We start from the raw sequence: 12,468 nt of genomic DNA on the forward strand, positions 1-12,468 counted from the left end.
CATCGCCCCGTCCCTGCACATTGTCGCATCGCTCAATTTTAAACGTCCGTATCAACGTTATTTTGAGCATATGCACAAGAGCATGGGCGCTGATGCACAGATTTACGCATTGCCTGCCAGGTGGCGCGGATGCAGACTTAGCGGAGTGATCTTCGTCACATTTTTATCTTTCGACTCCTGACATCCTTTATTCAAGAAGGCAGCGTTTTTATTTCTGACAATAAGAAAATAAATACTCTCATACCGCATTAATATCGAAAGATTTACTGGAGAATAATGAGCAATGGCCGACATCGAAATTCGACAACAGTCGCCGACGGCGTTTTATATAAAGGTACACGACACGGATAACGTGGCGATTATTGTTAACGACAATGGTCTGAAAGCAGGAACACGTTTCCCCGATGGCCTGACGCTTATCGAGCATATTCCCCAGGGCCATAAAGTCGCGCTGGTGGATATTCCTGCCCAGGGTGAAATCGTCCGTTACGGAGAGGTCATCGGCTACGCCGTGCGGGCGATCCCGCAGGGGAGCTGGATTGACGAGTCACTGGTTGAGCTGCCGAAAGCGCCGCCACTGAACACCCTGCCGCTGGCGACCCGCATGCCAGAACCGCTGCCGCCGCTGGAAGGCTATACCTTCGAAGGCTATCGCAATAAAGATGGCAGCGTCGGCACCAAAAACTTGCTCGGCATCACCACCAGCGTGCACTGCGTGGCGGGCGTGGTGGATTATGTGGTGAAAATCATCGAACGCGATCTACTGCCGAAATACCCGAACGTCGACGGCGTGGTGGGTCTGAACCACCTCTACGGCTGCGGCGTGGCGATCAACGCCCCGGCTGCCGTGGTGCCGATTCGTACCATTCACAACATTTCGCTCAACCCGAATTTCGGCGGGGAAGTGATGGTGATTGGCTTGGGCTGTGAAAAACTCCAGCCGGAGCGCCTGCTGCAGGGCACCGACGATGTGCAGGCGATTGCGGTGGATGACGCCAGCATTGTCCGTCTGCAGGACGAGCATCACGTCGGCTTCAAATCCATGGTGGACGATATTCTGCAGGTCGCCGTGCGCCACCTGGAAAAACTGAACAAACGCCAGCGCGAAACCTGTCCGGCATCTGAGCTGGTCGTGGGCACACAGTGCGGCGGCAGCGATGCATTCTCCGGCGTCACCGCTAACCCGGCTGTCGGCTATGCCTCCGACCTGTTTGTGCGCTGCGGTGCGACGGTGATGTTCTCGGAAGTGACCGAAGTGCGCGATGCGATCCATCTTCTGACTCCACGTGCCATCAACGAAGAGGTGGGCAAGCGCCTGCTGGAAGAGATGGCCTGGTATGACAATTATCTCGACATGGGGCAAACCGACCGCAGCGCGAACCCGTCTCCGGGTAACAAAAAAGGCGGGCTGGCGAACGTGGTGGAAAAAGCCCTCGGCTCGATTGCCAAATCCGGCCAAAGCGCAATCTCGGAAGTGCTTTCTCCGGGCCAGCGACCGACCAAACGCGGCCTGATTTATGCCGCGACACCAGCCAGCGATTTTGTCTGCGGCACGCAGCAGGTGGCGTCAGGCATTACGGTGCAGGTGTTCACCACCGGGCGCGGCACGCCGTACGGGCTGATGGCGGTTCCGGTAATCAAGATGGCGACCCGAACCGAGCTGGCAAACCGCTGGTATGACTTAATGGATATCAACGCGGGGACGATTGCGACGGGTGAAGAGACCATTGAGGACGTGGGCTGGAAACTGTTCCACTTTATTCTGGATGTCGCGAGCGGACGCAAGAAAACCTTCTCGGATCAATGGGGATTGCACAACCAGCTGGCGGTGTTTAACCCGGCTCCGGTGACGTGATGCCTTTTGCTGCCTGAAGCCCTCACCCCGACCCTCTCCCACAGGGAGAGGGAGAACACACCAAAACGGCAACACAAGGGTTGCCGTTTGCTTTTACCTTGCCGCCGCCACCCGGCTCAGTTGACACTTACTGTTTCACCCGCACCACTTCAATCCCCGACCGCTGAAGCTCCTGTAAGCTCTCCGCCGGAATGCCTTCGTCGGTGATGACCATATCGATACGCGGGGTATCGATGATTTTATGCAGGCTTGAGCGATTGAACTTGCTGGAGTCGGTGACCACGATAATACGCTCCGCCACTTCACACATCTTCCGATTCAGCCGGGCTTCATCCTCATTATGCGTACTGACGCCACGGTCCGTATCGATGGCATCCACACCCAAAAACAGCAGATCGAAATGATAGTTTTGCAGCGACTGCTCGGCCTGGTCGCCGTAAAACGACTGGGACTGACGACGCAGGTGCCCGCCGGTCATCAGCAGCTCAACCCCTTCCGCCTCCAGCAGTGCATTCGCCACGTTCATGCCGTTGGTCATGGCGATGACGTCCGTGTGCTGGCGCAGCATGCGCGCAATTTCGTAGGTGGTGGTACCGGAGTCGAGAATGATGCGGTGGCCGGGTTTAATCAGGTCCGCTGCCGCCTGCGCAATACTGCGTTTCACCGCCGTATTCAGGGAGCTTTTATCTTCGACGGAAGGCTCAAGGCCCGGCGTGTTACCGTCGCAGATCAGCGCGCCACCGTAGGCGCGAACGGCGATACCCTGTTTTTCGAGGAACGCCAGATCGTTACGGATCGTCACCGTAGACACGCCATACAGCGCTGAAAGATCGTTCACCTGGACGCTTCCCTGCTGTCGCAACCGCTGGATAATTTGTTCACGCCTTTCGCTGGTGCCGGTCACGCGTTTCTCCGCGGAGGATTCGGTGCTGCTCATGCAAGCTCCTTTAAGAAAATCTTTCGTTTCATTTCGTTTGGCCTATTAACGCCTTTCCTTTAGTGGAATGCAAGCCCCATCCGCCTTCCGACTCCCTGCTATCCTCTTGCTGAAACCTTTCATTATGTTTCTTTTGTGAAACAGATCGGAAAACTATTATCTTTCGTTTTATTTTTATAAGACCATCGCGCAGTATAAAGTGAAATAAAACGAAAGATTAGCACTCAAACCATCCAACGTGGAGAGGAAAGTGAAACATCTTATTGAAATGGTGGAATTGCATAAAGCAGGCGCAGGCAACGGTATTTACGCCGTCTGCTCCGCACATCCGCTGGTCCTTGAAGCCGCCATTCGCTTCGCTCGCGATCATCACACCGCCCTGCTGGTTGAGGCGACGTCCAACCAGGTGGATCAGTTCGGCGGCTATACGGGTATGACGCCCGCTGATTTTCACGGCTTCGTCAGCCAGCTTGCCAACAAACTGGATTTTCCGCTCTCGCAGCTGATTTTAGGCGGGGATCATCTCGGCCCGAATCGCTGGCAAAACCTTACCGCCAGTGAAGCGATGGCCAACGCCGAAGATCTGATCAAAAGCTACGTGGCCGCCGGTTTTCAAAAGATCCACCTCGACTGCAGCATGTCCTGCGAGGACGATCCGGTTCCACTGACGGATGAGATCGTCGCCGAACGCGCCGCGCGGCTGGCGAAGATTGCCGAACAGACCAGCCGCGAGCACTTTGGTGAGCCGGATCTGGTGTACGTGATTGGCACAGAAGTGCCGGTTCCCGGCGGGGCTCACGAAGCGCTGACCGAGCTGGAAGTCACCACGCCGGAGGCGGCACGCGCCACGCTGGAAGCCCATCGCCTCGCCTTCGAAAAACAGGGGCTGGCAGATATCTGGCCGCGCATCATCGGGCTGGTGGTGCAGCCTGGCGTCGAATTCGATCACACCCATGTGATTGACTATCGCCCGGAGAAGGCCGTCGCCCTGAGTGAAATGGTGCAAGGCTATGATTCGCTGGTCTTTGAGGCGCACTCCACCGACTACCAGACGCCGCAGGCCCTTCGCCAGCTGGTGAAAGATCACTTTGCCATTTTGAAAGTCGGCCCGGCGCTGACCTTCGCCCTGCGCGAAGCCCTGTTCTCACTGGCCGCCATTGAAGAAGAACTGCTGCCTGCCAAAGCCAGTTCTGGCCTGCGCCAGGTGCTGGAAAGCGTGATGCTCGACCGCCCGGAATACTGGCAAAGCCACTACCACGGAGACGGCCACGCCCGTCGACTGGCGCGCGGCTACAGCTATTCGGACCGCGTTCGCTACTACTGGCCGGACAGCCAAATCGACGACGCCTTCGAACGACTGGTGCGCAACCTGGCCGATGAGCCGATTCCGCTCCCGCTCGTGAGTCAGTACTTACCGCTGCAGTATCGAAAAGTTCGCGAGGAGGCTCTCAAGGCTGCGCCGCGGGAACTCATCATCGACCACATTCAGGACATACTGCGCCAGTATCACGCAGCCTGTCAGGGCGCGTCGTCCCATAACGCATAACAACGAAGAGGATAATGCTATGCCAAACATTGTCTTATGCCGCATCGATGAACGTCTGATCCACGGCCAGGTGGGTGTTCAGTGGGTCGGGTTTGCTGGCGCAAATCTGGTGCTGGTCGCCAACGACGAGGTCGCTGAGGATTCGGTCCAGCAAAACCTGATGGAAATGGTGCTGGCAGAGGGAATTGCCGTGCGCTTCTGGTCCCTGCAAAAGGTGATCGACAACATTCACCGCGCCGCCGACCGGCAGAAAATCCTGCTGGTCTGCAAGTCGCCCGCCGATTTCCTGACCCTCGTCGAGGGCGGCGTGCCGGTGACCCGTATCAATGTCGGAAATATGCACTACGCCAGTGGCAAACAACAAATTGCCAAAACGGTCTCTGTCGATGCCGGTGATATCGCGGCATTTAGCGGCCTGAAAGCCGCCGGGGTGGAATGCTTTGTTCAGGGCGTTCCGACAGAACCCGCTTTGGATCTCTTTAAACTACTCTGAGGGATTCACAATGGAAATCAGTCTGTTGCAGGCATTTGCGTTGGGCATTCTCGCCTTTATCGCGGGCCTGGATATGTTCAACGGGTTAACGCACATGCACCGCCCGGTGGTACTTGGGCCACTGGTGGGCCTGATTCTGGGCGATCTGCATACGGGGATTTTGACCGGCGGGACGCTGGAGCTGGTGTGGATGGGGCTGGCACCGCTGGCCGGTGCGCAGCCGCCAAACGTCATTATCGGCACCATCGTCGGGACGACGTTCGCCATTACTACGGGCGTGAAACCCGAGGTGGCCGTCGGCGTGGCCGTTCCGTTTGCCGTGGCGGTGCAGATGGGGATCACCTTCCTGTTCTCGGTGATGTCCGGCGTGATGGCACGCTGCGACAAAATGGCGGCGAACGCCGATACCAACGGAATCGAGCGGGTGAACTATCTGGCGCTGCTGGCACTGGGGATCTTCTATTTTCTCTGCGCCTTCCTGCCGATTTACTTTGGCGCCGAACATGCGAAAACCGCCATCGACGTGCTTCCTGCCCGTTTGATTGACGGTCTGGGCGTGGCGGGCGGCATCATGCCGGCGATCGGCTTTGCCGTGCTGCTGAAAATCATGATGAAAAATGTCTACATCCCCTATTTCATTCTCGGGTTTGTCGCTGCCGCCTGGCTGAAACTGCCGGTGCTGGCGATTGCCGCCGCGGCGCTGGCGATGGCCCTGATCGATTTTGTGCGCAAAACTTCAGAACCCGCGGCTCCCGTTGCTCAGAAAGAGGAATTCGAAGATGGCATCTAATCACACCACCCTGCCGGCCGTCTCCGATACCGACGAGACGCTTCTGTCTGGCGTGAACGAAAATATCTATGAAGATCAGACGATCGGCGCGGAGCTGACGAAAAAGGACATCAACCGCGTGGCCTGGCGTTCGATGCTCCTGCAGGCGTCGTTCAACTACGAACGTATGCAGGCCTCGGGCTGGCTGTACGGCCTGCTGCCAGCGCTGAAAAAAATCCACACCAACAAACGCGATCTGGCCCGCGCCATGAAAGGTCACATGGGCTTCTTCAACACTCACCCGTTCCTGGTGACCTTTGTGATCGGCATTATTCTGGCGATGGAGCGTTCCAAGCAGGACGTGAACAGCATTCAGAGCACCAAGATTGCGGTGGGTGCGCCGCTCGGCGGGATTGGCGATGCCATGTTCTGGCTGACGCTGTTGCCGATCTGCGGCGGTATCGGTGCCAGTCTGGCGCTGCAAGGCTCAATTCTTGGCGCAGTCGTGTTTATTGTGATGTTCAACGTGGTACACCTGGGGCTGCGTTTTGGCCTCGCGCACTATGCTTATCGGATGGGGGTCGCCGCCATTCCGCTGATTAAGGCCAACACCAAAAAGGTGGGCCACGCGGCCTCTATCGTCGGGATGACGGTCATCGGCGCGCTGGTCGCCACCTATGTGCGGCTGAATACCACGCTTGAGATCACCGCGGGCGATGCGGTGGTGAAACTGCAAACCGATGTGATCGACAAGCTGATGCCCGCGTTTCTGCCGCTGGTCTACACCCTGACCATGTTCTGGCTGGTGCGTCGCGGCTGGAGCCCGTTACGCCTGATCGGCATTACGGTGGTGCTGGGCGTGGTCGGCAAATTCTGTCACTTCCTGTGAATACAAAGAGGTCTTAGATGTTAAGCATTATTTTGACGGGCCACGGTGGGTTTGCCAGCGGGCTGGAAAAAGCGATGAAGCAGATCCTCGGTGAACAGGAGCAATTTGTTGCCATCGACTTTCCCGAAACCTCCACCACCGCGCTACTGACGTCGCAGCTGGAGCAGGCGATTGCCGAATTGGGTGACGCGGAAGATATCGTCTTTCTGACCGATCTACTGGGCGGCACACCGTTTCGCGTGGCCTCAACCATGGCGATGGAAAAGCCGGGCTGGGAAGTGATCACCGGCACCAACCTCCAGCTGCTGCTGGAGATGGTAATGGAGCGCGACGGGCTGAGCAGCGAAGCGTTTCGTTTACAGGCGCTGGAGTGCGGGCATCGCGGGCTGACGAGTCTGGTGGATGAGCTGGGGCGCTGCCGCGAGGAAAAGCCCGTTGAGGAAGGCATTTAACCACTGATTTCATTCCGGGCAGGCTCTCCCCCTTAGCCCTTTCATTGTGCATCACCTTGGCCTTCGGGAAATCCCGCAGGCCTTTCTTTTCCTTTCTTAATCCAGACGCCTTTACCAGCCTGAATTTAAAAAACGATGATTTATCAAGTAAATAGTCAAAGCGCTGTGTTTCATCGATCACAGTTTTCGTTTTATTTCTTTTTGCATGTTGATCTTTCGTTTTCCTTTCGATAGATTTTAATCAATCGAACAAGTGAAACGAAACGAAAGACAAAGGTCACTTAGCCGAAGTCTGACGTGGGATTCACCTTACTAAGGACTGAGTTATGCCAGAAACCCAAACTGCCACCGGCACCTGGACGGAAAAAGAGATCCGTCAGCAACCCGACAGCTGGAGCCGTTCCCTCAAAAATATCGACAATATTCGACAGACGCTCGATCGCTTCCTCTCGCCGTTGCTGCAAAAAGACGATCTGCGGATCGTTCTGACCGGCGCGGGAACCTCGGCATTTATCGGCGACATTATCGCCCCGTGGCTTGCGCGCCACACCGGGAAAAACTTTACGGCGATTCCGACCACCGATCTGGTGACGAATCCCATGGATTATCTGAACGCGGCGCATCCCCTGCTGCTGGTCTCTTTCGCCCGATCCGGCAACAGTCCGGAAAGCGTGGCCGCCGTGGAGCTGGCAAACCAGTTCGTCCCTGAGTGCTATCACCTGTCGATCACCTGCAACGAGGCCGGTAGCCTCTACAAAAACGCCGTCGACAGTGACAACGCCTTTGCCCTGCTGATGCCTGCCGAAACCCACGATCGTGGGTTCGCGATGACCAGCAGCATCACCACCATGATGGCGAGCTGTCTGGCGGTGTTCGCGCCGGACAGGGTCAACAGCAACACCTTCCAGGATGTGGCGGATCGCTGCCAGTCGATCCTCGCCTCACTCGGTGATTTCAGCCACGGCGTGTTTGGTGATAAACCCTGGAAGCGGATCGTCTATCTCGGCAGCGGGGGTTTGCAGGCGGCGGCCCGGGAATCGGCACTCAAAGTGCTGGAGCTGACCGCCGGGAAAGTGGTTGCGTTTTACGACTCACCGACCGGGTTCCGTCACGGCCCTAAATCTCTGGTGGATAGCGAAACGCTGGTGGTGGTGTTTGTCTCCAGTCATCCCTATACGCGTCAGTACGATCTCGACCTGCTGGCGGAGCTGCGCCGCGACGGACAGGCGATGGAAGTGATCGCGATTACCGCTGAGCGCGATCCGGTGACTGACGCGGGCCCTCATATTCTGCTGCCTGCTTCGCGTGAATTCGTCGACGTGGAACTGGCTTTCTGTTTCCTGATCTACGCCCAAGTCTTTGCCCTGACCCAGTCGTTAAGCGTCGGAAATACCCCTGACACCCCTTCCGCCAGCGGCACCGTGAACCGCGTGGTGCAGGGCGTCATCATTCACCCATGGCAGACACCAGGGAGCGCATCATGAGTATTATCTCCACCAAATATCTGCTGCAGGATGCGCAGGCAAAAGGATACGCCGTGCCTGCGTTTAACATCCATAACGCCGAGACGATCCAGGCGATCCTCGAAGTGTGCAGCGAAATGCGATCGCCGGTGATCCTCGCCGGAACGCCGGGCACCTTTAAGCATATCGCGCTGGAAGAGATCTACGCCCTGTGCAGCGCCTACTCCCTCACCTACGGCATGCCGCTGGCGCTGCACCTCGATCACCATGAATCGCTGGATGACATTCGCCGTAAGGTTAACGCGGGCGTACGCAGCGCGATGATCGACGGCAGCCATTTCCCGTTTGAGCAAAACGTGAAGCTGGTGAAATCGGTGGTGGATTTCTGCCATCTCCATGATTGCAGCGTCGAGGCGGAGTTGGGTCGGCTGGGCGGCGTGGAGGACGACATGAGCGTGGACGCCGAGAGCGCCTTCCTGACCGATCCGCAGGAGGCGAAACGCTTTGTCGAACTGACGGGCGTCGACAGTCTGGCGGTGGCCATCGGCACGGCGCATGGGCTGTACACCAAAACGCCGAAAATTGATTTTAAGCGTCTGGGAGAGATCCGCGATGTGGTGGATATCCCGCTGGTGCTGCACGGCGCGAGTGATGTCCCCGATGAGTACGTGCGTCGCACCATCGAACTGGGCGTGTGCAAAGTGAACGTCGCGACTGAGCTGAAAATCGCGTTTTCCGATGCGGTTAAAGCATGGTTCCGCGAAAACCCGCAGGGTAACGACCCACGTTACTACATGCGAGTGGGTATGGACGCCATGAAAGAGGTGGTTAAAAACAAAATTAACGTCTGCGGATCGGCCAACAAACTGGTGCTCGATTCAGCAACCGTTTGATAAAACAACAACACTCACAACCCAACATCGGCAGGAATGAAGACTATGAGTAGCCCCAATATCTTATTGACCCGTATCGATAATCGTCTGGTGCATGGCCAGGTGGGTGTGACATGGACGTCGACCATTGGTGCCAATCTGCTGATCGTCGTTGACGACGAGGTCGCCAAAGACGAGATCCAGCAAAAGCTGATGGGGATCACCGCGGACACCTACGGATTTGGTATCCGCTTTTTCTCCATCGAAAAGACCATCGCCATTATCGAGAAGGCCGCGCCGCACCAGAAAATTTTCCTGATTTGTCGCACGCCGGACATCGTCAGAAAACTGATTGAGGGCGGCGTGCCGCTGAAGGACGTCAACGTCGGGAATATGCACTTCTCGGAAGGCAAAAAACAGATCAGCAGCAAGGTATACGTGGACGAGAGCGATCTCGACGATCTGCGTTTCATCAAGCGCAGCGGCGTAAATCTCTTTATCCAGGATGTTCCGGGGGACGCAAAAGAAGGTATCCCCGATTAGTGGCAGTGTCTCGACATTCAAATAGCTGAAGTCATCATTACGAGGCAAAAAAATGCACGAAATAACATTGATTCAGGGGATATCCCTGGCGGCTTTAGTTTTCTTTCTAGGGATAGATTTCTGGCTGGAAGCGCTGTTTCTGTTTCGTCCTATTATCGTCTGTACCCTCACCGGGGCGATTCTGGGCGATATCCACATTGGCCTCATCACCGGCGGTTTAACGGAGCTGGCCTTCGCCGGTTTAACGCCTGCCGGGGGCGTGCAGCCGCCGAACCCGATCATGGCCGGGGTGATGACCACCGTCATTGCCTTTTCGACCGGCGTCGACGCCAAAACCGCCATCGGCCTCGGGCTGCCGTTTAGCCTGCTGATGCAGTACGTGATTCTGTTCTTCTATTCGGCGTTTTCGCTGTTTATGTCGAAGGCCGATAAGTACGCGAAAGAGACCAACACCGCCGCTTTCGCGCGCCTTAACTGGACGACCACGCTGATCGTGGCCTGCACCTACGCGATTATCACTTTCCTTTGCACCTACCTCGCACAAGGGGCGATGCAGGCGCTGGTCAAAGCGATGCCCGCCTGGCTGACCCATGGCTTCGAAGTGGCGGGCGGTATTCTGCCTGCGGTAGGTTTTGGCCTGCTGCTGCGTGTGATGTTCAAGGCGCAGTACATCCCTTACCTCATCGCCGGGTTCTTGTTTGTCTGTTACATCCAGGTGAGCAACCTGCTGCCGGTGGCCGTGTTAGGGGCCGGATTTGCGGTGTATGAGTTCTTTAACGCCAAAGCCAAAAACGCCGCGCAGCCAGCCGCAACGGCTGCGAAAAAAGATGAAGAGGATTACAGCAATGGGATCTGAAATCAGTAAAAAAGACATCACGCGCCTGGGGTTCCGATCCTCTCTGTTGCAGGCGAGCTTTAACTACGAACGCATGCAGGCGGGCGGCTTTACCTGGGCGATGTTGCCGATCCTGAAAAAGATCTACAAAGGCGACAAAGAAGGGCTCAGCGCGGCGATGAAGGATCATCTGGAATTTATCAACACCCACCCGAATCTGGTCGGGTTCCTGATGGGGCTGCTGATCTCCATGGAGGAGAAAGGCGAAAACCGCAGCACCATCAAGGGGCTGAAGGTGGCACTGTTTGGCCCAATCGCCGGGATTGGTGACGCGATTTTCTGGTTTACGCTGCTGCCGATCATGGCCGGGATTTGTTCCTCCTTTGCCAGCCAGGGCAACCTGCTGGGGCCGATTTTGTTCTTCGGCGTTTATCTGGCGATCTTCTTCCTGCGCGTCGGCTGGACGCATGTGGGATATACGGTGGGGATCAAGGCGATCGATAAGGTGCGAGAGAACTCGCAGATGATCGCCCGCTCGGCAACGATTCTTGGGATCACGGTGATCGGCGGGCTGATTGCCTCATACGTGCATATCAACGTCGTCACCAGCTTCGCCATCGACGCTACTCACAGCGTGGCGCTGCAAAAGGACTTCTTCGATAAGGTGTTCCCGAACATTTTGCCGATGGGCTATACCCTGCTGATGTACTACCTGCTGCGAGTGAAGAAAGCCCATCCGGTGCTGCTGATTGCCGTCACTTTTGTGCTGGCGATTGTCGGGTCGGCATTGGGGATATTGTAACGAAGGGCGTGCCGGGCGGCGCTGCGCTTGCCCGGCCTACAATTAGCGGATTTCTTCCGACATTTCTTCCGACATTTTATGTCGGATAGGAAGCAACATTATTCCCCCTGCTGCTCCAGCGCATGCTTGTACAGCGCATTCTTTTTCACGCCGTGGATTTCGGCGGCAAGCGCGGCGGCTTTTTTCAGCGGCAGTTCGGCTTGCAGGAGTGCCAGGGTGCGCAGCGCTTCGGCGGGCAGTGCGTCTTCCTGCGCTTTATGACCTTCAACGATCAGGACCATCTCCCCTTTGCGGCGGTTTTCGTCCTCTTTCACCCACGCCAGCAGTTCACCGACCGGCGCGCCGTGGATGTTTTCCCAGGTTTTGGTCAGCTCGCGGGCCAGCACCACGTAACGGGATTCGCCCCAGACGGCGACCATGTCTTCTAAACTGTCCAGCAGACGGTGGGTTGATTCGTAGAAAATCAGGGTGCGCGGTTCGGCTTCGAGATCTTTCAGTACGTCACGACGGCCTTTGGATTTAGCCGGTAAAAAACCTTCGTAGCAGAAACGGTCGGAGGGCAGACCCGCGGCGCTCAGGGCGGCAATGGCGGCGCACGGTCCAGGCAGCGGCACCACGCGGATACCGGCTTCGCGGCAGGTACGCACCAGGTGATAGCCAGGGTCGTTAATCAGCGGTGTCCCGGCATCGGACACCAGCGCGATGTTCGTCCCTTCCTTCAGTTTCGCTACCAGCGATTCGGCTTTTTGTTGCTCATTGTGATCGTGTAAGGCGAACATTTTGGCGCTAATGGCGAAATGTTGCAGCAGCAGGCCAGTGTGGCGAGTGTCTTCGGCGGCAATTAAATCAACAGCTTGTAAAACGGTGAGCGCACGTTGGGTAATATCAGACAAATTCCCGATAGGAGTAGGTACAATATAAAGCTGGCCTTGAGAATTATCTGCCGTTTCGTGTTGTTTCATTGTTTAGTCCGTATTGCCGATTTAATATTGAGCATTGCCTAAAAAATATC

13 protein-coding genes are annotated in these 12,468 nt (G+C 56.5%); 11 read left to right on the forward strand and 2 right to left on the reverse strand.

Annotation, left to right across the window (positions count from 1 at the left end; all coding sequences use genetic code 11):
• Window positions 1–283: 283 nt before the first annotated feature.
• Window positions 284–1,855: a galactarate dehydratase gene (gene garD, locus AC3WS9_RS19175; protein WP_492489906.1), complete on the forward strand. Its 1,572-nt coding sequence runs from the start codon at window positions 284–286 to the stop codon at window positions 1,853–1,855.
• A 127-nt stretch (window positions 1,856–1,982) separates the two neighbouring features.
• Here the strand turns inward: garD and AC3WS9_RS19180 are convergent, their stop codons facing one another.
• The gene (locus AC3WS9_RS19180) at window positions 1,983–2,792 is read right to left on the reverse strand and encodes a DeoR family transcriptional regulator (RefSeq protein WP_285148163.1); all 810 of its coding nucleotides are present in this window, start codon (window positions 2,790–2,792) and stop codon (window positions 1,983–1,985) included.
• Window positions 2,793–3,042: 250 nt separating this feature from the next.
• On the opposite strand from AC3WS9_RS19180, the gene kbaZ reads away from it, so the two are divergent.
• From kbaZ to agaD, 10 genes are all read left to right on the forward strand, one after another.
• Window positions 3,043–4,338 (forward strand): tagatose-bisphosphate aldolase subunit KbaZ, encoded by a 1,296-nt coding sequence (kbaZ, locus tag AC3WS9_RS19185; protein WP_285145799.1) that lies wholly within the window; start codon window positions 3,043–3,045, stop codon window positions 4,336–4,338.
• A gap of 19 nt (window positions 4,339–4,357) precedes the next feature.
• Window positions 4,358–4,831, forward strand: a complete 474-nt coding sequence (gene agaV / locus AC3WS9_RS19190; RefSeq protein ID WP_282491779.1) for a PTS N-acetylgalactosamine transporter subunit IIB — start codon at window positions 4,358–4,360, stop codon at window positions 4,829–4,831.
• Between the two features lie 10 nt (window positions 4,832–4,841).
• Window positions 4,842–5,621, forward strand: coding sequence for a PTS N-acetylgalactosamine transporter subunit IIC (gene agaW / locus AC3WS9_RS19195; RefSeq protein WP_492489909.1), 780 nt, complete (start codon window positions 4,842–4,844; stop codon window positions 5,619–5,621).
• Entirely contained in the window at window positions 5,611–6,489 is an 879-nt protein-coding gene (gene agaE / locus AC3WS9_RS19200) for a PTS N-acetylgalactosamine transporter subunit IID (RefSeq protein WP_285153857.1), read from the forward strand. Before agaW ends, agaE begins: the two co-directional genes overlap by 11 nt.
• 17 nt (window positions 6,490–6,506) lie before the next feature.
• The gene (gene agaF / locus AC3WS9_RS19205) at window positions 6,507–6,941 is read left to right on the forward strand and encodes a PTS galactosamine/N-acetylgalactosamine transporter subunit IIA (RefSeq protein ID WP_282491782.1); all 435 of its coding nucleotides are present in this window, start codon (window positions 6,507–6,509) and stop codon (window positions 6,939–6,941) included.
• A gap of 326 nt (window positions 6,942–7,267) precedes the next feature.
• Window positions 7,268–8,425, forward strand: coding sequence for an SIS domain-containing protein (locus tag AC3WS9_RS19210; protein ID WP_492489911.1), 1,158 nt, complete (start codon window positions 7,268–7,270; stop codon window positions 8,423–8,425).
• Window positions 8,422–9,297 (forward strand): tagatose-bisphosphate aldolase subunit KbaY, encoded by an 876-nt coding sequence (gene kbaY, locus AC3WS9_RS19215; RefSeq protein WP_492489913.1) that lies wholly within the window; start codon window positions 8,422–8,424, stop codon window positions 9,295–9,297. Before AC3WS9_RS19210 ends, kbaY begins: the two co-directional genes overlap by 4 nt.
• Before the next feature lie 45 nt (window positions 9,298–9,342).
• On the forward strand, window positions 9,343–9,819 hold the full coding sequence (agaB, locus tag AC3WS9_RS19220; protein WP_285145805.1) for a PTS galactosamine transporter subunit IIB: 477 nt from the start codon (window positions 9,343–9,345) through the stop codon (window positions 9,817–9,819).
• 52 nt (window positions 9,820–9,871) lie between these two features.
• Window positions 9,872–10,675: a PTS galactosamine transporter subunit IIC gene (gene agaC / locus AC3WS9_RS19225; RefSeq protein ID WP_285153855.1), complete on the forward strand. Its 804-nt coding sequence runs from the start codon at window positions 9,872–9,874 to the stop codon at window positions 10,673–10,675.
• Window positions 10,665–11,456, forward strand: coding sequence for a PTS galactosamine transporter subunit IID (gene agaD, locus AC3WS9_RS19230; RefSeq protein WP_282491787.1), 792 nt, complete (start codon window positions 10,665–10,667; stop codon window positions 11,454–11,456). The genes agaC and agaD overlap by 11 nt, the downstream gene beginning before the upstream one ends.
• Window positions 11,457–11,554: 98 nt before the next feature.
• Here the strand turns inward: agaD and rsmI are convergent, their stop codons facing one another.
• Complete coding sequence (gene rsmI / locus AC3WS9_RS19235) at window positions 11,555–12,418, reverse strand: 16S rRNA (cytidine(1402)-2'-O)-methyltransferase (RefSeq protein ID WP_103947034.1); 864 nt, start codon at window positions 12,416–12,418, stop codon at window positions 11,555–11,557.
• Window positions 12,419–12,468: the final 50 nt, after the last annotated feature.

It is taken from the genome of Lelliottia sp. EB106-05-01-XG201, assembly GCF_058791735.1.